Below are 20,386 nucleotides of genomic sequence, written 5' to 3' on the forward strand. Positions count from 1 at the left end.
GCGGCTCGTTCAGCGGCCGCCAGCGGCGGAAAGCCGCAAAATTCCCGCTTGTTGTTGAGAATGATTCTCAATACAATGGATCGTGTGATGTAAAGACACGAGGGAAACCGTCATGACCGCCGATCACAACTCAGGAAGCGCGACGCCCCGCGAGCGCGATGCACAGGCGCGGCTCGCCATCGCCGCGAACGCCGCGAAGATGCTTGACACCACGCGCCGCGCGTGGAGCGACGCGCCCGCCGAAGCGCCATCGAAAGAGGCCGGGCGACGCGCGCCGCACGCGTCGAGAAAAAAGCGCATCGTGCCTCGGCGCTCCCGCTGGCCGAGCCTGATCGCCGCCCTGAACTACTGGAGCCCGAAACCGCTGTGAACGACGCCGCTCTCTCTCCGAAGTCCGTCGCGCTCGACGCGCGGATGCTCGACGCGAGCCGCTTCCCGCTCGTGCGCGTGCGTGGCCGGGCCGCCGAGCCGGGCCACGCCTTTGCGTGGGGCGCGCAAATGCGCCGCATTCTCTCGCTCGCGACGCCTTTCGTCATCGTCGCCGACCATGCCGACGGTGAGACGCCCGAGAACTTTCGCCTGCGCGCGGCGTGGCTGCGCACGCATCGCGCGCCGCTCGCGGCGCACTGCCGCGGTTTCATCGTGATCGAGCCGCGCATCGAGGCGCGAGCGACCGCGCGCGAAACGCTGCGCGCGCTCACCGAAGGCAGCGGTGTGCGAACGGTCGTCGTATCGAGCCTGCGCGTCGCGAACGAACTCGCGCCCGTCTTGCTCAAGCACGCGACAGCGCCCGGCGGCGCGACGGCTGCGCAAAGCCGCGCACGCTGAAATGGCCCGACCGATCAGGGCGCGCCCTCTCTAGGCAGCCGTCGAGCGGCTCGTCTATCCTGTGTGCCATGCACCGCATCAACGCCACGCACTCACGGATTTCAGAGGACGCGCATGCCGACTTACCGAGAAGCGTATCGCCGCTCGATCGAGGAGCCCGAAGCGTTCTGGGCCGAGCAAGCCCGCCGCATTCACTGGCAGACGCCGTTCCAACAGGTTCTCGATGCCAGCAACCCGCCGTTCGCGCGATGGTTCGTCGGCGGGAAAACGAATCTCTGCCATAACGCGGTCGACCGCCATCTCGCGTCGCGGGCGCAGCAGGACGCGCTCGTGTACGTGTCGACGGAAACGGGCATCGAGCGCCGCTACACCTATGCCGAGCTGCATGCGGAAGTGAACCGCATGGCCGCCGTCATGCGCTCGCTCTCGGTGAAGAAAGGCGACCGCGTGCTCATCTATCTGCCGATGATCCCCGAAGCGCTCTTCGCGATGCTCGCGTGCGCGCGCATCGGCGCCATTCACTCGGTCGTGTTCGGCGGGTTCGCCGCGCCCAATCTCGCCGCGCGCATCGACGATGCCGAGCCTTCGCTCATCGTCACCGCGGACGCCGGCGCGCGCGCGGGCAAGGTGATCGACTACACGCCGCTCGTCGACGAAGCGCTCTCGCGCGCGGAGTTCAAGGTGCCGCGCGTGCTGCTGATCGACCGGCAGCTCGCGCCCGAGCGCCTGCAGGCGAGCTATCTCGTCGCCTACGAGCCGCTGCGCGAGCAGTTTTTCGACGCCCACGTTCCCTGCGAATGGCTCGAATCGAACGAGCCTTCGTATGTGCTCTACACGTCCGGCACCACCGGCAAGCCGAAAGGCGTGCAGCGCGATGTGGGCGGCTACGCGGTCGCGCTCGCGGCATCGATGGAGCATATCTTCCAGGGCGCGGCCGGCGACACGATGTTCACCGCATCGGACATCGGCTGGGTCGTCGGGCATAGCTACATCATCTATGCGCCGCTCATCGCGGGGCTCACCACCGTCATGTACGAAGGCACGCCGGTTCGTCCGGACGGCGGCATCTGGTGGCGGCTCGTCGAGCAGTACCGCATCAACCTGATGTTCACCGCGCCGACCGCCATCCGCGTGCTGAAAAAGCAGGACCCGGCGCTCATGGAGAAATACGATCTGTCGAGCCTGCGCACGCTCTTTCTCGCGGGCGAGCCGCTTGACGAGCCGACCGCGCAGTGGATCCAGAGCGCGCTGAAGAAGCCCGTCATCGACAATTACTGGCAGACGGAAACCGGCTGGCCGATGCTCGCGATTCCGCGCGGCATCGAGGCGTTGCCGTCGAAGCTCGGCTCGCCGGGCGTGCCGTCGATGGGCTTCGCGCTCGCGCTGCGCAACGAGTCGACCGGCGATGTGTGCGCGCCGGGCGAAAAGGGCGTCGTCACGCTCGGCTATCCGCTGCCGCCGGGCTGCATGCAGACCGTATGGGGCGACGACCGGCGCTTCGTCGAGACGTATTGGGAAAGCGTGCCGAATCAGACGGTCTATTCGACGTTCGACTGGGGCGTGCAGGACGAGGACGGCTACGTGTCGATACTCGGGCGCACCGACGACGTCATCAACGTGGCGGGGCATCGGCTCGGCACGCGCGAGATCGAGGAGGCGCTTTCGGCGCACGCGGCGGTCGCGGAAGTGGCGGTCGTCGGCGTGACGGACGCGGTGAAGGGGCAGGCGGCCACGGCGTTCGTCGTGCTGCGCGACGCCGACCGGATCGACGCGCCGGGCGCGCGCGAAGGCATGGAGGCGGAGCTGTGCCACGCCGTCGATACGCAGCTCGGCGCGATCGCGCGTCCGGCGCGCGTGCATTTCGTGTCGATGCTGCCGAAGACGCGCTCGGGCAAGCTCTTGCGCCGCGCGATCGCCGCGCTCGCGGAGGGGCGCGATCCCGGCGAGTTGCCGACTATCGAGGACGCGGGCGCGTTGGCGCAGGTGAAGGACGCGCTGCGCGGCTAGTGCGCGCGTAGCGACGAAGCGGTCAAGAAAAACGCCCCGTCATGAACTTCATGACGGGGCGTTTCACTTCGACCGCCCAGGCGTGGAAGCGTTTCAGGCCTTCGCTTCGTGCGTCTTCGGCAGGAACACCGTCAGCACGCCGATCAACGGCAGGAACGCGCAGAGCTTGTAGACGAAATCGATGCTCGTCACGTCCGCGAGATGGCCGAGCACCGCCGCGCCGACGCCGCCCATGCCGAACGCGAAGCCGAAGAAAAGGCCCGCGACCATGCCGACCTTGCCGGGAATCAATTCCTGCGCGTAGACGAGAATCGCCGAGAACGCGGAGGCCAGCACCAGGCCGATCACGACCGACAGCACGCCCGTCCAGAAGAGATTCACGTAAGGCATGAGCAGCGTGAACGGCGCGACACCGAGAATCGACACCCAGATCACCGCCTTGCGCCCGACCTTGTCGCCGACCGGCCCGCCGACGATCGTGCCTGCCGCGACCGCCGCGAGGAACACGAACAGATGAATCTGCGCGGCCTGCACGGAGACGCCGAACTTGCTGATCAGATAGAACGTGAAGTAACTCGTGATGCTCGCGAGATAGAAGTACTTCGAGAACACGAGCAGAACGAGCACGCTCATCGCCATCACGACCTTGTCGCGCGGCAACGCGGCGTGCGCGGCCTTCGCGCGGCCCTTCTTCGTCGCGGGATGACGCTTGTACCAGCGGCCGATGTTCGCGAGCACGAACATCGCGACGAGCGCCGCCGCCGAGAACCACGCGATGCTCTTCTGTCCGTGCGGAATCACGATCAGCGCGGCAAGCAGCGGCCCGAGCGACGAGCCGGCGTTTCCGCCCACCTGAAAGAGCGACTGCGCGAGTCCGTGCCGGCCGCCCGAGGCCATGCGCGCGACGCGCGACGACTCCGGATGAAACACCGACGACCCGCAGCCGACGAGGGCCGCCGCGATCAGGAGCGTGCCGAAGTTGCCCGCCACCGACATCAGCAAGAGGCCCGATAGCGTGAAGCCCATGCCGACCGGAAGCGAATACGGCTTCGGGTGCTTGTCCGTGTATAGCCCGATGATCGGCTGCAGCAGCGACGCGGTGATCTGATACGTGAGCGTGATGAGACCGATCTGGCCGAAGCTCAGCGCGAACTCGCTCTTGAACATGGGGTAGATCGCCAGAATCAGCGACTGGATCATGTCGTTCAGAAGATGCGAAAAGCTGATCGCGCCGAGCACGGAATAGATCGTGCGCTGGGCGGCCTGCGCGGGCGCGGCGTCGGGCGCGCTCGCTGCATTGGCTGCCGGCGCGCCGCCCGAACTCGGGAAAGCGCCTTTGTCGATACTCGTTTGCATGATGATGATGGCGGAAGGAAGCGGTTGTCTCGGATATTTCCTCTGCCCGCGACCGATCGATGAAGCAACGGACTGATGCGCGAACGGAATGTTCGACAAGTGTAATTTGTCCGCCTCGCGTTGTCCTGCCAACGTTTGTCGCGAACCGGACAGCGACGCTCCCGCCCGGTTGAGCGGCGCGAACGCTCGTTCGGGATTACGTGCATCGCGGTTAAAGAAAAGCATGGCGATGCCGTAGACAGGCGATATGGGTGCGTCGCGGATCGGGACGCATCGCTCAAGAAAAACGACTCGGGGATCGATCGATGAAACTGTTTTCACAGGGCGGCGTCGGCACGCTGGGCGCCGCGCCCGCCGGACACGCGACAAAACACGCGACAAAGCACGCAACGCGGCACGCGCTCTCGGTGAAGGCATCGCTGCGCCTTGCCTTCGCGCTCGTTCTCGCGGGAACGCTCGTCATCGGCGCGATTGCGCTCACGCAGATCAGCCGGCTCAACGGCGCGACCGGCTCCATCTATACGCAGGGCTACGTCGCGAGCCACGCGGCCGAGGAAGCGCGCGGCTATCTGCTGCGCGCGAGCCGTTCGCAGAAGATGCTCCTCACCGCATCCACCGCGAAGGAGCGCGACGATCTCGGCGATCAGATCGAAACCGCGCTTACGCAAATCGGCAAGGAACAGGCGCAGCTTTCGCAATACATCGATCACGCCGACAGCGAAGCGCTCGCGCAGCAGAAGCGCTTTGCCGCCGCGCTCGCGACGTGGAGCGGCAACCTGCGCAGCTTCGTGAAGCTCGTGAAGGAACAGCCGCTCGACCTCTCGCAGATGAACTGGCAGGTCGGCACGCAGGACGTGTCGCTGCTCGTCGAAACGGGCAAGCTCGAAAAGATGGTCGATGACCTCGTCGCGCGCCGGGGCGCCGCCGCGAAAGTCACCATCGACGCCGCCGCGTTCATCTTCCGCTCGTCGTTCGTCATGGTCTCGGTGCTGACGATCGCCCTCTTCGCGCTCGCCATCGTCGTGAGCGAATGGGTCGTGCGGCGGCTGTCCGGGCAGCTCGGCGGCGAGCCGGGCTATGCGAAGGAAATCGCGAGCCGCATCGCGTCGGGCGATCTCGCCTATCCGATCCGCCTCGCGCGCCGCGACGACGCCAGCATGCTCTACGCGCTTTCCGAGATGCAGGCGGGACTGTCCGCGACCGTCGGCGATATCGCGGCGAGCGCGGAGGCCATCGCGTCGGCGTCGGGCGAGATTTCGACGGGCAACGTCGATCTGTCGCGGCGCACCGAGGAACAAGCCGTCGCGCTCGAAAAGACGGCGGCGAGCATGGACCAGTTGACGTCGACCGTGCGCCAGAACGCCGATAACGCGATGCAGGCGAGCACGCTCGCGCACGACGCGTCGGCGATCGCGGAGAAGGGCGGCGCGGTGGTCGGCCGCGTCGTGGAAACGATGCAGCGCATCGACGCGAGCGCGAAGAGCATCGGCGACATCATCGGCGTGATCGAAGGCATCGCGTTCCAGACCAACATCCTGGCGCTGAACGCGGCCGTGGAAGCCGCGCGCGCGGGCGAGCAGGGCCGCGGCTTCGCGGTCGTCGCGGGCGAAGTGCGAAGCCTCGCGCAGCGCTCGTCGGCGGCGGCGAAGGAAATCAAGACGCTCATCGATACGTCCGTTTCGCGCGTGTCCGACGGCTCGGCCTACGCGAAGGAAGCCGGCGCGACGATGAACGAAGTCGTGCGCGCGGTGCGCCGCGTGACCGACATCATGGGCGAAATCTCGGCGGCGTCGGCGGAGCAGAAATCCGGCATCGAAGCGATCGGGCACGCGGTCTCGCAGATGGACGCCGGCACGCAGCAGAACGCGGCGCTCGTCGAAGAGGCGGCCGCCGCCGCGCAGTCGCTCGACGATCAGGCGCGCGCGCTGAAGGCGCTCGTCGGCAAGTTTCATCTGGCGTAGCACGCTCGGGAGCGCGCTAGAATGGCGAACGGGCGCGGCAGGGCGCCCGTTCTCGCGAAAGTCATCGGCACCTGCCAGTGTCATCTTCTTCATCTTCGGCGCGTTCTTTCACGAACACGAAAGCGCCTCAACGGATTCGAACCGCAACGTCGAACCTTGTCAGCCGCAGCGAGAGCGGCGCAAACAAAGGAACAACGTCATGTGGTCGACATCCTGTCCGATTCAAACTTCCGTCTCCAATAGCGACTATCTGCGCGAACACGCGCGGCGGCTTCTTCGTCGCGCGCGTGAGGGCGACACGAGCGCCGCGCTGCCCGTGCTTCGGCGTCTCGCCGCGGCCACGGTGATGCGCGAGGAACGGATCGCGGAACTGTACGCGTCGCGCGGCGACTTGCGGCTCAGGCACCTGCTCGCGATGCTCGCCGCCGAACTCGGCTATGCGGGCTGGGACGCCTGCGCACGCGACATCGACGCGCGCCCGGCTGCGCGCATCGACCGATATCGGCTCGACGCGGGCGCGTTCAACGACTTCGAGAGGAACTGGTTCGCGAGCGAAGCCGACGCACTCGGCTGGCAGCGCGAGAACGGCGGCTATATCGTGCGATACGGCGATCAGGCCGTCGCCATACTGAAGCCGGAGTGAAGACGCGAACTGGAAGGAACCGAGCGTGTCAGATCAGCTCGACTTCCTTCCAGTTCGCGTTAGAAAAAAAACGGCCGAGTTCCCGCGTCAGGTCGTTGAGCGCGCTCATTTCCTGCGGCGAAATCTTGTGCACGCGCTGGCCTTCGATCCAGTCGCCGTAGACGAGCGCGACCGTCGAATCGTTCGCTTTCACCGGCAGCAGCACGAACGCCTGCGCCGCGCCGAGCGTGCCCTTGTACCAGCGTGGCAGGCGCGCGTCGATGCGGGCGTCGTGCGCGTTTTCGATGAAGATGCCGACCGGATTCGTGATCGCGAGATGGAAGACATCCGGCTGGAACTGCGCGGGAAAGTTCAGCGCGGGAAGCATCGCCTCCATGCCCGGCCCCATGCCGAGCCGCGCCTGGAACTCGTCGTTGGCCTGGCGCACGAACACGACCGCGCGCGATAGCCCGAGCCCCGCGAGCACGGCTTCGGCCGCGAGCGAGAGCACGTGCGCGAGCGCATTCTTCGACGGCAGCGAGCGCAAGTCCGCGAGACTCGCGCCGATGCGCGCTTCCGCCGACACGCTGGCGCGCGCGATGGCATCCGCGTTCGCCTGCAGTTCGACGATCTCGCGCATCACGCCGTCGCCGCTTTCTTCGCTCGCGAGCGCGAGGCTCATCGAGGCGAGCGTTTCGGCGTCGGTGTTGAGCGCGCCGCTGTAGCGCTCCGCGATGCCGACGAGCATGGATTCGCGCCCATCCGCCGCGACGTTCTGCGCGGTGAGCGCATCCGCGACTTCGGTGGAATAGTTGGTGACGGCCTGCAGCCAGCGAACGTGCTTCGGCACGGTTTCGTCGGGCGGGGCGGTGGGGTCGCTCACGCGCATGCCGGCGCGGATCGTCTCGGGAAGACGCCAGCGGTCCGCCGCCTCGATGCCGATTTCCTCGAACGTCACGCCGAGCAGCGCCGCGCACGCGTGGCTGTCGCTGATGTGTTCGGCGGCGGCCTTGCGGCGCAGCTGGTCCCATTCGTGTTCGAGATAGAACGCGACGAGCAGCTTGCCGATCTGCCGCATCAGCGTGCAGACGACCGCTTCTTCGGCCGAGCGAAGATCGATGCGCTCGGTCACTTGCCGCGCGACGGTGCCCGAGAGCAGCGTGCGGTTCAGTTCGAGCTTCGCGTCGATACGGCGCGGCGCGCTCTGATGAAAGTGATCGACGAGCTTCAGCCCGACGACGAGATGCCCGACCGCGTCCATGCCGAGCACCATCAGCGCGCGCGTGACGGTGGTGATGTTGCCGCCGAACGCCATGTACATGGCGGAATTGGCGAGGCGCAGCACCTTCTGCGTGAGCCCGAAGTCCGACAGCACGACCTGCACGAGCGCCGTGAAGTCGAGGTCGTCATCGCTCATCGCGGACACGGTGGTGGCGAGCGCCTGCGAGAGCATCGGGAAATCCCCGCGCTCGCTCATGCGCGACCACAACTTGTCCAGTAGTTCGGCCTTGGTGCGTGCCATGCGTAATAAAACCTTTCCTTGCGCAACGCTAACCCGTAGCAGCTGAGCTCGATCAATCAATTCCGCGTCCGGCCCCGAAACTGCGGCGATTCAGGGCTTTGCGACGCGCTGTTCGATTAGAACACGAACATACGTAGTCTCATAATGCAGCGTGCAACACGAGCGAGCTCGACTGAAACGAGCGCGCGAGTTCGTCCGAGGGTAGCGCATGGCTCACGAGCCATCCCTGGATGTGATCGCAGCCGAGTTCCGCGAGCAGATCGCGCTGGGCTTCGGTTTCGACGCCTTCGGCGACCAGTTCCAGCCCGAGCGACTGCGCGAGCCCGACCACCGCGCCCACGATCGCCCGGTTGTTGCGCGACGTGATCAGGTTCTCGACGAAGCTGCGGTCGATCTTGAGCTTCGACAGCGGGAAGCGCTGCAGGTACGCGAGGCTCGAATAGCCGGTGCCGAAATCGTCGACGGCAAAGCGGATGCCGAGCGCGCGCAGCGTTTGCAGAAGCCGCGTCGCTTCTTCCGGGTCCTGCATCAGCAGGCTTTCGGTGATTTCGAAGACGAGCCGTTTCGCGTCGATGCCCGTGAGTGCGATGGCTTCCTTCACCGCCGCCGTGAAGCGCTTGTCGCGAAACTGCTGCGGCGACACGTTCACCGACACGTAGTCGAGCCGGATGCCGATGGCGTCCCACTGCACGAGCTGCATGCACGCCACCTTCAGCACCCAGTTGCCGAGATAGTTGATGAGGCCGATCGATTCCGCGAGCGGAATGAAGGTCGACGGCGGCACGAGCCCATGCACCGGATGCGTCCAGCGCATCAGCGCTTCCACGCCGACGACGCCGCTCGTGCGGATTTTCGTGATCGGCTGGAAGTAGAGCGAGAACTCGCCGTTGCGCACTGCCTCGTACAGGTCGGCTTCGAGCTTCAGGCGCTCGGCGTCGGCGGGATTGTCGTCGAGCGTGTGGAAGACGAGCGTGTTGCCGCCCGCATCCTTCGCCTGCGCGAGCGCGAGATCGGCCATGCGCAGAAGGTTCGCCTCGACGCCCGAGCGCGCCGCCGCCGTGCCAGCCGCCGCCGCGCCCGCCGCGTGATCGGGATACAGCGCGACGCCCACGCTCGCGGACAAGTGCGTGTGCTGCCCGCGATTGCGATACGGCTGCGCGATCGCGCTCAGAAGCCGCCGGCCGAGGGCTTCGGCGGCTTCGGCTGTCGTGCCGGCGGGCAGCAGCACGGCGAATTCGTCGCTCGCGACGCGCGCCACGCGCTCGCCGTGCGTCGCCGCATGCTGGATGCGCCGCGCGGTTTCGCGCAACATCTCGTCGCCGGCGTCGTAGCCGAGCGCGCGGTTGATGCGCTGATAATCGTCGATATCGAGCAGCACGAGCGCGGCCTGCGTGCGCGTGCGCTCGGCGTCGGCCTGCACGGTGCGGACCGCCGCTGCGAGCGCCGTCGCGTTTTCGAGGCCGGTGAGCGGATCGTGATGCAGCGCGTGCCTGAGCGCGGCCTCGCGCTCTTGCCAGTGCGACACCTCGAACGCCGCGAGCGCGAAGCCGGGCGTGCCTGCCGCGGCCGTCGAGACGAGGCGCAGCTCGACGCTCATCGGATAGGTGAGCGACTTCACGAGCGTGAGCGTCGCGGTCTCCAGCTTGCCGCTCGCGCGCGCCCGGGCGACGAGCGCGTGCAGCGCGTCGGCTTCGTCGGACGGCACGAGATCGTGCAGCGTCAGCATGTTCAGATAGTCGCGGTGATAGCCGATGAAATCGATGCTCGCGTGCGACACGTACTGAAAGCGCAGCGCGTCGTCGAGCTGCGCGAGGAAGTCCACGGCGCCGAGCGTCGCTTCGGGCGCGGCGGCCGGCGCGGGCGCGGGGGCGCGTGCGGCATGCGCATCGTCCGCGATGCTGTCGTCAGAGGCGTTCGCCGCTTCGCCGCCCCATGCGCGGCGAAGCGCTTCGAGCGCGATGCGCCAGGGCGCGCGGCGTGAGACGTGGGTCCGGTTCGCTTGCATGGTCAGTATTGGTTTGGCGGCGGCACACACTGCCGACGGTCGATGCGCGGGCGCGCACCGGACACTTCGGGCAGCGATGCCGGCATCGCTCGCGGGCGTTTCCGCGCAAGGGGCGCGGCACGCTCTATCAGGCGAGTTATCGGCTCGGCGTCGGAATTCTTTAATGGCCGCGCGCTCGCGATGCCCGCTTCACGCGGCTTGCCGGCGCGCGCAAGCCTCGGCGCGTGGCACGCGCACGACGAGCGCAGGGCAAGCGCATGCCAAGCGGATAGCAAGCGGATAGCAAGCGCGCCGCAATCAGGGAAAAGGCTCGCTGCGCGCGCGGGCACGAGTGCGTATGATGCCGGCTGGCGATTTCGGTTACAGTGCGCGTTTTCCGTGCGCTGGACGCTGTCACGCGCGGTTCGCTTTACCCGGATTCTCGCTGTACAAGGCGCGTCCCGGCGCGTTGCACGCGTGCCGCAGTCCGCTTGCGCAAACCTTTGCGCTTCGCGGCTTGCCGTGCGTCACTTTGGATTCTTGCCTCGTTGCTTGCCCTCATTTCGTTTTCGTCATGCCCGATTTCCCGCTAACGCGCCGCGCGCGCGCCGGACACGAGCCGAGCGTCTACGTCGGACGCCAGCCGATTCTCGACGGCGCGGGCGCGCTCGCCGCCTACGAACTGCTCTTTCGCGAGAGCCCCGACAACCGCGCGTGCGTCCACGACGACGTGCAGGCGACCGCTCACGTCGTCGCGCGCACAGTAGGGGAGATCGGCGTGGGCGCGGTGCTCGGCCTGCATCCCGGCTACGTGAACATGAGCCGCGAGCTGATCTTCGACGACATCGTCCATCTGATGCAGCCCGGGCGCTTCGTCCTGGAACTGCTCGAAAGCATCGTGTTCGACGACGCGCTCTTCAAGCGCTGCGCGCAGTTGCGCCGCGACGGGTTCCGCTTCGCGCTCGACGATGTCGCGCAACTCGACGACGTGCTGCTCTCGGCGCTGCCGTCGGTGGATATCGTGAAGGTCGATCTACTCGCGGTCGAGCGCGCGCATCTTCCGGAACTGACCGCGCTCGTGAAGAAGCACGGCAAGCTGCTCGTCGCGGAGAAAGTCGAGACGCACGAGGACTTCGCGCAGGCGCGCGAGCTGGGCTTCGATCTCTTCCAGGGCTATTTCTTCGCGCGGCCGCAAGTGCTGTCGGCGCGGCGCGCGAGTCCCGCGCGCGGCACCCTCCTGCGGCTGCTTTCGGTGCTCGGCAGCGATCCCGGCATGCGCGAACTCGAAGCGGAGCTAAAGCGCAATCCGGATATCGTGCTGCAACTGATGCGCCTCGCCAATTCGAGCGCGCACGCGCGCGGGCGGCATGTGTCGTCGCTGAAGGACGCGGTCGCCGCAGCCGGCACGCGCCAGCTGATGCGCTGGGCCCAACTGCTGCTCTACGCGGACGGCAGCGGCCTGCCGTGGCGCTCGGACCCGCTGCTGCAACTCGTCGGCACGCGGGCGCGCTTCATGGAACTGGCGGCGGACGTGTTGCGTCCATCGGACGAAGCGTTTTCCGATGCCGCGTACATGACCGGCATCTTTTCGCTCGTGCATGTGGTGCTCGACATGCAGCCGGCCGAAATTGTCGATAAGCTGCATCTGGCCGCCGATATCCGCTCGGCGATTCTCGCGGGCGAAGGCGCGCTCGGCGCGTTGCTCGGCATCGCGCGGGCGGCCGAACGCGGCGACGCGCGCGCCATCGACGAACGGCGGCTCGCCACGCCCGCGCTCGATGCACTCACGCCCGCGCTCCTCGCGACGCTTCAGGTGGAAGCGGCGGCGTGGTTCGGCGAGCAGCGGCTCGACTGAGAAGCGGCTCGACTGAGAAGCGCGCTTCGCGCGAACGTCAAGCCAACGTCAAGGAGACACATGCGCATGAAGAAACGATTGTTCGCGGCGCTGGCCGCCTGTGCGGTCGCGGCGTATTCGCTGACGGCCGGCGCGACGCTCAAGCCGGGCGATGCCGCGCCGGGGTTCGTCGCGAAGGCGTCGCTCGGCGGCGATGTCTACGATTACTCGCTCGCCGATGCGCTCAGGAAAGGCCCCGTCGTGCTGTACTTCTATCCGGCCGCATTCACGAAGGGCTGCACGATCGAGGCGCACGAATTCGCCGAAGCGGTGGATCAGTACAAGGCCGAAGGCGCGACGGTGATCGGCGTGTCGCACGACGACATCGACACGCTCCAGCGCTTTTCCGTGAGCGAGTGCCGCAGCAAGTTCCCCGTCGCCGCCGACGCCGATGCGACGATCATCCGTTCCTACGACGCCGCGCTGCCGATGAAAAGCTCGATGGCCAATCGCGTGTCGTATGTGATCGCGCCGGACGGCAAGGTCATCTACGAATACACGAGCCTTTCGCCGGACAAGCACGTCGCCAACACGCTGCAGGCCGTGCGCGACTGGAACGCGAAGCACAAGGCGCAGTGACGGTGCCTCATTTCATCGACAGGAGCCGGGCGCCATGCCGATCGTTCTCGCGCTGATCGCGCTCGCCGCGCTGATCTACGGCGCGGTGTGGTCCTTCGACGCGCTCGATGCGCGCTTCGGTCCCGCGGTGGCGGTGGGCGTCGCTATCGCTGTGGCGGCGGCTGTCGCGGCGGGCATCGCGTACTGGCTCGCGCGGCGCCGGGAAATCGCGCCGAACCTGCCGGCCGTCAAGGGCGAGGGCGTGACCAACTGGACGCACGAACTCAAGCGCGACTGGGGCGGCGTGCGGCTCGCCGCGGGCAAGCGCCTCGTCGACGTGCGCGTGGGCGAGGCGAGCGGCCACTACATCTTCGCGGACCTGCGCGATGCTCAGGCCGCGCAGGACGGCGAGCGCGGTGCGTGGCACGTCGCGCTCGATGTCGCCGATGCCGCGCACGGTCGATGGCGTCTGCCGATGCAGGATCGTGCCGAAGCGCGCAAATGGGCGCGCATTCTGTCGCTCGCGGTCGCGCAGAAGCTCTGACGCGTCATTCGACGTGATAACCGATATCGCCGCGCACCTTGCCGCGAAACACCCAGTACGACCAGATCACGTAGACCATCAGCACCGGCAGCAGGAACATGGTGCCGATCAGAAAAAACTGGTGCGTGAGCGGCGCCGCCGACGCGTCCCATAGCGTCACCGAAGGCGGCGCGATGAACGGCCACAGGCTGATGACGAGGCCCGTGAACGCGAGAAAGAAGAGGCCCATCGAGCAGATGAACGGCAGCACTTCGCGGCCTTGCGAAAGACTCGTCCAGAGCCTCCACGCGAGAAAGGCGGTCAGAATCGGCACCGGCGCGAACGCGAAGGCCATCGGAAAACCGAACCAGCGCGCGGCGATGCGCGCATCCTTGAGCGGCGTCCACAAGCTGATGAGCACGATGAACGCAATCACGCCGATGAGCGCGTAGCGCGCCATCTTGCGGCCCCACGCCTGAAGCTCGCCCTCGGTTTTCAGCACGAGCCACGTCGAGCCTTGCAGCGCATAGCCGAACACGAGCCCCACGCCGACGAGCAGCGGAAACGGCGCGACCCAGTTCCAGCTCGTGCCCACGTACTCGCGGCCCACGATCGGAAAGCCCTGAATGAACATGCCGAGCACGATGCCCTGCGCGAACGTCGCGACGAGCGACCCGAAGGCGAACGCGTGATCCCACAGCCACATGCGCGCGCCGACCACTTCGCGGAATTCGAACGCGACGCCGCGAAAGATCAGCCCGAGCAGCATGAAGAGAATCGGGAAATAGACGGCCGGCACGATGATCGCGTAGGCGAGCGGAAACACGGCGAAAAGGCCGCCGCCGCCCAGCACGAGCCACGTCTCGTTGAAATCCCATACGGGCGCGACCGAGTTGATCATCAGGTTACGTTCGTCGTGATCGTGGCGCAGCAGAAAAAGCATGCCGACGCCGAGATCGAAGCCGTCGAGCAGCACGTACATGAACACGGCCAGCGCGAGAATGGCGGCCCACAGCGGCACGAGATCGAGCATCGCGTTCTCCGTTTGCTTTCTGGTTCGGCGGTTGTTCAGCTGGGGCGGCGCGGCGGCACGATGTCGTCGCTTGGCGCGACCTTCGCCGTTCGCCGCGACGTTTCTCCGCCCGACGACACCGCCGACAGCGGCCGCGCCGCGCGCGTCTTCGGCTGAAGCAATTCGTTTTCGTGATCCTGCGTGACCTGCGACGGACCGATGCGCGCGAGCCGCCGCAGCAGGATGTAGCCCGCGCCGAAGATCACGATGTAGGCGAGCACGTAGAGCAGCCACGACAACCCGACGTCGGCGGTGGTGAGCGAGGGCGTCACGGAATCGCGCGTGCGCAGCACGCCGTACACGGTCCACGGCTGGCGGCCGGCTTCGGTCGTCGTCCAGCCGGCGATCACGGCGATGAAACCGAGCGGCGTCGCATAGGATGCCGCGCGCAGCCATCGCCGGCTTCGTTCGAGCTTGCCGCGCGCGAAGAGCACGATGCCCGAGAGCACGATCGCGAACATCAGAATCGCCACGCCGACCATGATGTGAAACGCGAAAAACACGACCGCGACGTTCGGCCGGTCTTCGCGCGGAAAATCCTTGAGGCCGCGCACGACGCCGTTCGGATCGTGCGTCAGATAGAGGCTGCCGAGGACCGGTATCGAAATCTCGAAGCGGTTGCGCTCTTCGTCCTGGTCGGGAATGGAGAAGAGGTTCGCGGGCACGCGCGAGCCGGTGTCCCAGAGCGCTTCCATCGCGGCGAGCTTGGCCGGCTGGTGCTTGAGCGTGTTGAGGCCGTGCGCGTCGCCGAGAATCATCTGCACCGGCACCATGATGATGAGAAAGACGAGCGACATCTTGAGCATCACGCGGCTTTCCTCGATCGCGCGGCCTTGCCGCATGTACATGGCGCCGACGCCGAGAATCACGAACGCGGTCGTCACGAGAAACGCGCTCACCGTATGCGTGAGCCGGAACGGAAACGACGGCGAGAAGATGACGTCGAAGAAGCTGACCACTTCGAAGCGGCCGTCGGGCAGGAGCCGGTAGCCTTGCGGCGTCTGCATCCAGCTATTGACGGCGAGTATCCAGAACGACGAAATGACCGTGCCCGCCGCGACGAACATCGCGGACATGACATGCGCCCACTGCGGCACGAGCTTGCGGCCGAAGAGCAGCACGCCGAGAAACGCGGACTCGAGAAAAAACGCGGTCAGCACTTCGTAACCCATCAGCGGGCCGACGACGTTCGCGGTTTTGTCGGCGTAGCGGCTCCAGTTGGTGCCGAACTGAAACGGCATCACGATGCCCGACACCACGCCCATGCCGAACGACACCGCGAAGATTTTCAGCCAGAAGGCGGACAGGCGCCGGTAGACGTCGCGCTTGGTGATCCACCAGTTCAGTTCGAGCGTCGCGATGAAGCAGGACAATCCGACGGTGAAAGCCGGCAGCAAGATATGAAACGCGACGACCCACGCGAACTGAAAGCGCGAGAGCAGCACCGAGTCGATATGCATGAACGCTCCTTTCGGGATTTCTTGCAACGAACGCGCGCAACGATGCGCTGGAACCGCACCGCTCCTTCATACACCGTTTCGGCGGCCTCGAGCGCGCGAGCCGGCGCTTGAGGCGCGGCGTAGGCCCTTTGCTACAATTGCCGGTCCACCTGTCAGCTATAGCCGTGCCGGACGGCCCGCACGCGCATCGATTCACTGGGGACGGCCCCATCTTCGCGGGAGTCACCCGATGTCCTGGATTCTTCTTTTCATTGCCGGCCTGCTGGAAGTCGCGTGGGCGGCGGGGCTCAAGTCGTCCGAAGGCTTCACGAAGCTCGGCCCGTCCGTCTTCACGCTCGTCACGGCCGTCGGCAGCTTCGTGCTGCTCGCGCTCGCCATGCGCCAGTTGCCGCTCGGCACCGCGTATGCCGTCTGGACGGGCATCGGCGCGGTCGGCGCGTTCGGCGCGTTCGTGTTCGGCATCGTGTTTTTGGGCGAGGCGGTGTCGGCGGCGCGCATCGGCAGCGCGGTGCTCATTATCGCCGGGCTGATCGGTCTCAAGCTGACCTCCGGGCACTGAAACGCGCGCTGCGGACGTTTCGCACCGGGAACGGCAATCGCTTGAACCTTGCTGCACCGCATGCTTTTGCGTGGATATAATGGTCTGAAGTCAGTCCGGCGGACGTCCCCGCGCGCGGTCATTGCAGCAAGGGAAGGCTGGCGGTTTCTCATCTGGCGCCCGCGTCGCGGCTTCTTCCGGTCGGTCGTCGCCTGATTGTCGCTTGGTCGTCGCTTCGGTCGTTGTTTCGCACGGAAGCACGCAAAAACGTTTCAGCCGGCAAAGCAGCGGGGCGAAGGCCGCGCCCGCGCTGGCGCAACAAGGAGGCGGCAATGCTGGAGTCACTTTCGCTCGCTGCGGGCCTTTCATGGGCGAGCGGGCTGCGCCTGTACCTCACTGTCTTCGTCGCCGGCCTCTTCGAGCGCATGGGCGTCATTCACCTGCCGGACACGCTCGCGGTGCTCGCTTCGCCGTGGGTGATCGGCGTCGCGGCGGTGCTCGCGGTCGTCGAATTTCTCGCCGATAAAATCCCCGCGCTCGATTCCCTCTGGGACGCGATCCATACGCTGATCCGCATTCCCGCCGGCGCGGTGCTCGCAGCCGGGTCGCTCGGCCACGCCGATCCCGTCATGCTGACGATTGCCGCGCTCGCGGGCGGCACGCTCGCCGGCGCGTCGCACTTCGCGAAAGCGGGCACGCGCGCGCTCATCAATCTGTCGCCGGAGCCGGTGTCGAACTGGGCGGCATCCGCGACCGAAGATGTCGGCGCGATGCTCGGCATCGTGCTCGCGCTCTTCGTGCCGCTTCTTTTCCTCATCATGCTGATCGCGTTTCTGGTCGTCGCGGGATGGGCGCTGCCGCGTCTTGCGCGCGGCGTGCATGGCGGCGTCTCGCGCATGGCCAAGCACATGATGCGAAGCCCGGACAGCGCGCGTCATCCCATCAGCCGCCTGCGGAGCAAGCACGATTGAGCACGGCGGCGCGCAACGACAAGCCGGCGGCCAAAGGCTCGCCCTCTATTCACGACACGCACCCGCGAGCGCGGCTCGACTTCCTCCAGACGCTGCGCCAGTCGTGGCGCATGACCGCGCGCGACTGGCGCGCGGGCGAACTCACGATGCTGCTGCTCGCGCTCGTGCTGGCGGTCGCGGCGCTGTCGAGCGTCGGCTTTCTCGCGGATCGCATGCGGCAGGGGCTCGCGCGCGATGCGCGTCAGATGATCGCGGCGGACTTCGTGGTGCGCGCCGATCATCCCGTCGATCCGATGTTCGCGCGCGAAGCGCAATCGCTCGGTCTCGAAACCGCGGGCACGACGATTTTCCCGAGCATGATCGCCTCGGCCGCGCCGCAATCGCTCTCGCGGCTCGCGGCGGTCAAGGGCGTGACGCCGGGCTATCCGTTGCGCGGCGCGGTGCGCATCGCGCCCGGTCCCGATCTCCCCGACGCCCCCGCGCGCGGCATTCCCGCGCCCGGCACCGTCTGGGCCGATCCCGCCCTCGTCGATGCGCTCAAGACGAAGGTCGGTGGCACGGTGAAGGTCGGCACGCGCACGTTCACGGTCGCGGCCGTCATCACGCGCGAGCTGGATCGCGGCTTCTCGTTCGTCAACTTCTCGCCGCGCCTCATGATGCGCGCCGACGAAATAGCGAGCACCGGGCTCATCGGCTATGGAAGCCGCGTGACGTATCGGCTGCTGGTGGCGGGGCCGGACGCGCAAGTCGAGCGTTTCGCGCAGTTCGCGCGCGGCAAGACCGACGGCGGCAAGCTGCGCGGCGTCGCGCTGGAATCGCTCTCGGACGGCCAGCCGCAAGTGCGGCAGACCATCGACCGCGCGAGCCACTTCCTCACGCTCGTATCGCTTTTGACGGCGCTGCTCGCGGCGGTCGCCATCGCGATGGCCGCGCACCGTTTCGCGCGGCGCCACCTCGACGGCTGCGCCGCGATGCGTTGTCTCGGCGTCAGCCAGCGCACGCTGCGCGCGCTTTTCCTGCACGAATTCCTCGCGATCGGCGTGATCGGCAGCGCGGCGGGCATCGCGCTCGGGTTCATCGGCCATCTCGTGCTGCTGCACTGGCTCGGCTCGCTCGTCGATGTCGAACTGCCGCGCGCGAGCGTGTGGCCCGCGCTGCAAGGCGTCGCGATGGGCCTCGTTTTGCTGCTCGGCTTCGCGCTGCCGCCGCTTCTGCCGTTGACGCGCGTGCCGCCCGTGCATGTGATCCGCCGCGAACTCGGCGATGCGGGGCGCGTCGCGTATGCGGCGTATGGCGTCGGCGTCGTGCTGTTCGCGGCGCTGCTCGTGATCGCCGCGGGCGAGTGGAAGCTCGGCGGCATCGTCGCGGGCGGATTCGCGGCGGGGCTGCTGCTGTTCGGCGCGGTGGCGCGCGCGGCGCTCTTCGCGGCGGCGCGCTTCGTGCGGCGCGAGAAGAGCCGCGCGGGCGTCGGCTGGCGCTATGCGCTCGCGTCGCTGGAGCGGCGCAGCGGCGCGAGCGCGTTGCAGATCACGGCGCTCGGCATCGGCCTGATGTGCCTTCTGCTGATCGCGATGACGCGCAACGATCTCATCAAGGGTTGGCGCGAGGCCACGCCGCCGGATGCGCCCAACGAGTTTCTCATCGACATCCAGCCGGACCAGCGCGACGGCGTCCTCGCCTATCTGCACGGCCACGGCCAGCCGGACGCCGCGCTCTCGCCGATGGTGCGCGCGCGCCTCGTCGCGATCAACGGGCAAGCGGTGAATCCCGACAGCTACGCGAAGCCCGACGCGAAGCGTCTCGTCGACCGCGAATTCAACCTCTCGTACACGACCGCGCTGCCTGACGACAACCGCGTGACGCAGGGCGCGTGGTTCGGCGCGAGCGCGAAGCCGCAGGTGTCGATCGAAGAGGGCATCGCGAAGACGATCCGCGTGAAACTCGGCGACGCGCTGCGCTTCGATGTCGCCGGCATGCCGGTGGAGGCGCCCGTCACGAGCCTGCGCAAGGTCGACTGGAATTCGTTCAAGGTCAATTTCTTCGTGCTGATGCCGCCCGAGGCGCTCGCCGACCTGCCCGCGACGTTCATCACAAGCTTTCATCTGCCCGCGAACGACCAGCGCATGATCGACGGCCTGATCGCCGCGTACCCGAACGTGACGGCCATCGACACCGCGCCGATCCTCGCGCAGATTCAGCGCACGCTCGCGCAGGTGATCGGCGCGGTGCAGTTCCTGTTCCTCTTCACGCTCGCGGCGGGCGTGCTCGTGCTGTACGCGGCGCTCGCGGGCACGCGCGACGAGCGCATGCGCGAGTCGGCGCTCTTGCGCGCGCTCGGCGCGTCGCACAAGCAGGTGCGCGCGGTGCAGATTGCGGAGTTCGTCGCGGTCGGCGGATTGTCGGGCCTCATGGCGGCGCTCGGCGCGCAGGGCATCGGCTATGTGCTCGCCTCGCGCGTGTTCGAATTTCATATCGATTTCAATCCGTGGCTCGTGCCGGCGGGCGTCGTGGCGGGCATCGCCTGCGCGGGGTTCGGCGGCTGGCTCAGTCTGCGGCGCGTGCTCGCGCGTCCGGCGCTGCAGTCGCTGCGGGATGCTTAACGCTCTTTTCAAGCAATGACCGAAGTAACCGACCAAAGCCAACAACCGACGGCCTTCGAGCTGATCGGCGGCGAGGAACGCGTGCGCGCGCTCGTCGACCGTTTCTATGACCTGATGGACCTCGAGCCGGAATTCGCGGGCCTGCGCGCGCTGCATCCACCGACGCTCGACAATTCGCGCGACAAGACGTTCTGGTTCCTGTGCGGCTGGATGGGCGGCCCGGACCATTACATCAGCCGCTTCGGGCATCCGCGGCTGCGCGCGCGGCATCTGCCGTTCGCGATCGCGTCGGCCGAGCGCGATCAATGGCTGCGCTGCATGGCCTGGGCGATGCAGGACATCGGCCTTCCCGAGCCGCTGCGCGAGCGCCTGCTCACGTCGTTCTTCGATACCGCCGACTGGATGCGCAACCGTCCCGGCTGATCGCGCCGGATGTGTACCGGGCGGCGCCGCGCGTGCGTGCGGCATCATCTGCGCTTTCGCTTCGCTG

17 protein-coding genes are annotated in these 20,386 nt (G+C 67.1%); 12 read left to right on the plus strand and 5 right to left on the minus strand.

What is annotated here, in order from left to right:
* Positions 1–112: 112 nt before the first annotated feature.
* The 3 genes from LDZ27_RS05290 to LDZ27_RS05300 all read left to right on the plus strand — a co-directional run bounded on the left by LDZ27_RS05290 (position 113) and on the right by LDZ27_RS05300 (position 2,835).
* Positions 113–370: a hypothetical protein gene (locus tag LDZ27_RS05290; RefSeq protein ID WP_244815658.1), complete on the plus strand. Its 258-nt coding sequence runs from the start codon at positions 113–115 to the stop codon at positions 368–370.
* On the plus strand, positions 367–828 hold the full coding sequence (locus LDZ27_RS05295) for a hypothetical protein (protein ID WP_244815659.1): 462 nt from the start codon (positions 367–369) through the stop codon (positions 826–828). The genes LDZ27_RS05290 and LDZ27_RS05295 overlap by 4 nt, the downstream gene beginning before the upstream one ends.
* A 114-nt stretch (positions 829–942) precedes the next feature.
* Complete coding sequence (locus tag LDZ27_RS05300) at positions 943–2,835, plus strand: propionate--CoA ligase (RefSeq protein ID WP_244815660.1); 1,893 nt, start codon at positions 943–945, stop codon at positions 2,833–2,835.
* Positions 2,836–2,928: 93 nt separating this feature from the next.
* Here the strand turns inward: LDZ27_RS05300 and LDZ27_RS05305 are convergent, their stop codons facing one another.
* On the minus strand, positions 2,929–4,191 hold the full coding sequence (locus LDZ27_RS05305) for an MFS transporter (RefSeq protein ID WP_244815661.1): 1,263 nt from the start codon (positions 4,189–4,191) through the stop codon (positions 2,929–2,931).
* 305 nt (positions 4,192–4,496) lie between these two features.
* Here LDZ27_RS05305 and LDZ27_RS05310 point away from each other — a divergent pair, with 305 nt between their 5' ends.
* Entirely contained in the window at positions 4,497–6,152 is a 1,656-nt protein-coding gene (locus LDZ27_RS05310) for a methyl-accepting chemotaxis protein (protein ID WP_244815662.1), read from the plus strand.
* A gap of 199 nt (positions 6,153–6,351) precedes the next feature.
* Entirely contained in the window at positions 6,352–6,795 is a 444-nt protein-coding gene (locus tag LDZ27_RS05315) for a hypothetical protein (RefSeq protein WP_244815663.1), read from the plus strand.
* Positions 6,796–6,823: 28 nt separating this feature from the next.
* Here LDZ27_RS05315 and LDZ27_RS05320 read toward each other — a convergent pair whose 3' ends face one another.
* Both LDZ27_RS05320 and LDZ27_RS05325 read right to left on the minus strand, forming a co-directional pair.
* Entirely contained in the window at positions 6,824–8,296 is a 1,473-nt protein-coding gene (locus LDZ27_RS05320; protein WP_244815664.1) for an HDOD domain-containing protein, read from the minus strand.
* A gap of 139 nt (positions 8,297–8,435) precedes the next feature.
* The gene (locus LDZ27_RS05325) at positions 8,436–10,301 is read right to left on the minus strand and encodes a bifunctional diguanylate cyclase/phosphodiesterase (RefSeq protein WP_244815665.1); all 1,866 of its coding nucleotides are present in this window, start codon (positions 10,299–10,301) and stop codon (positions 8,436–8,438) included.
* Between the two features lie 553 nt (positions 10,302–10,854).
* On the opposite strand from LDZ27_RS05325, the gene LDZ27_RS05330 reads away from it, so the two are divergent.
* The 3 genes from LDZ27_RS05330 to LDZ27_RS05340 are packed head-to-tail and all read left to right on the plus strand — an operon-like array spanning position 10,855 to position 13,276.
* Positions 10,855–12,135, plus strand: a complete 1,281-nt coding sequence (locus tag LDZ27_RS05330) for an EAL and HDOD domain-containing protein (protein ID WP_244815666.1) — start codon at positions 10,855–10,857, stop codon at positions 12,133–12,135.
* A gap of 60 nt (positions 12,136–12,195) precedes the next feature.
* The gene (locus LDZ27_RS05335; RefSeq protein ID WP_370653371.1) at positions 12,196–12,753 is read left to right on the plus strand and encodes a peroxiredoxin; all 558 of its coding nucleotides are present in this window, start codon (positions 12,196–12,198) and stop codon (positions 12,751–12,753) included.
* A 34-nt stretch (positions 12,754–12,787) separates the two neighbouring features.
* Positions 12,788–13,276 carry a hypothetical protein gene (locus tag LDZ27_RS05340; protein ID WP_244815668.1) on the plus strand — a complete coding sequence of 163 codons (489 nt, stop codon included), beginning with the start codon at positions 12,788–12,790 and terminating at the stop codon, positions 13,274–13,276.
* A gap of 4 nt (positions 13,277–13,280) precedes the next feature.
* On the opposite strand, the gene cydB is transcribed toward LDZ27_RS05340, so the two are convergent.
* Together cydB and LDZ27_RS05350 are read right to left on the minus strand one after the other, a co-directional pair.
* Positions 13,281–14,288 (minus strand): cytochrome d ubiquinol oxidase subunit II, encoded by a 1,008-nt coding sequence (gene cydB / locus LDZ27_RS05345; RefSeq protein ID WP_244815669.1) that lies wholly within the window; start codon positions 14,286–14,288, stop codon positions 13,281–13,283.
* Positions 14,289–14,323: 35 nt separating this feature from the next.
* Positions 14,324–15,787 carry a cytochrome ubiquinol oxidase subunit I gene (locus LDZ27_RS05350; protein WP_244815670.1) on the minus strand — a complete coding sequence of 488 codons (1,464 nt, stop codon included), beginning with the start codon at positions 15,785–15,787 and terminating at the stop codon, positions 14,324–14,326.
* A gap of 229 nt (positions 15,788–16,016) precedes the next feature.
* Here LDZ27_RS05350 and LDZ27_RS05355 point away from each other — a divergent pair, with 229 nt between their 5' ends.
* The 4 genes from LDZ27_RS05355 to LDZ27_RS05370 all read left to right on the plus strand — a co-directional run bounded on the left by LDZ27_RS05355 (position 16,017) and on the right by LDZ27_RS05370 (position 20,319).
* The gene (locus LDZ27_RS05355; protein ID WP_244815671.1) at positions 16,017–16,346 is read left to right on the plus strand and encodes a multidrug efflux SMR transporter; all 330 of its coding nucleotides are present in this window, start codon (positions 16,017–16,019) and stop codon (positions 16,344–16,346) included.
* A 311-nt stretch (positions 16,347–16,657) separates the two neighbouring features.
* Positions 16,658–17,296 (plus strand): DUF4126 domain-containing protein, encoded by a 639-nt coding sequence (locus tag LDZ27_RS05360; RefSeq protein ID WP_244815672.1) that lies wholly within the window; start codon positions 16,658–16,660, stop codon positions 17,294–17,296.
* Positions 17,297–17,406: 110 nt separating this feature from the next.
* Positions 17,407–19,896, plus strand: coding sequence for an ABC transporter permease (locus LDZ27_RS05365; protein ID WP_244816046.1), 2,490 nt, complete (start codon positions 17,407–17,409; stop codon positions 19,894–19,896).
* Positions 19,897–19,911: 15 nt separating this feature from the next.
* Positions 19,912–20,319 (plus strand): group II truncated hemoglobin, encoded by a 408-nt coding sequence (locus LDZ27_RS05370; protein WP_244815673.1) that lies wholly within the window; start codon positions 19,912–19,914, stop codon positions 20,317–20,319.
* Positions 20,320–20,386 lie beyond the last annotated feature (67 nt).

Origin of the sequence: Caballeronia sp. Lep1P3, from assembly GCF_022879595.1 — a bacterium.
GTDB lineage: Bacteria > Pseudomonadota > Gammaproteobacteria > Burkholderiales > Burkholderiaceae > Caballeronia.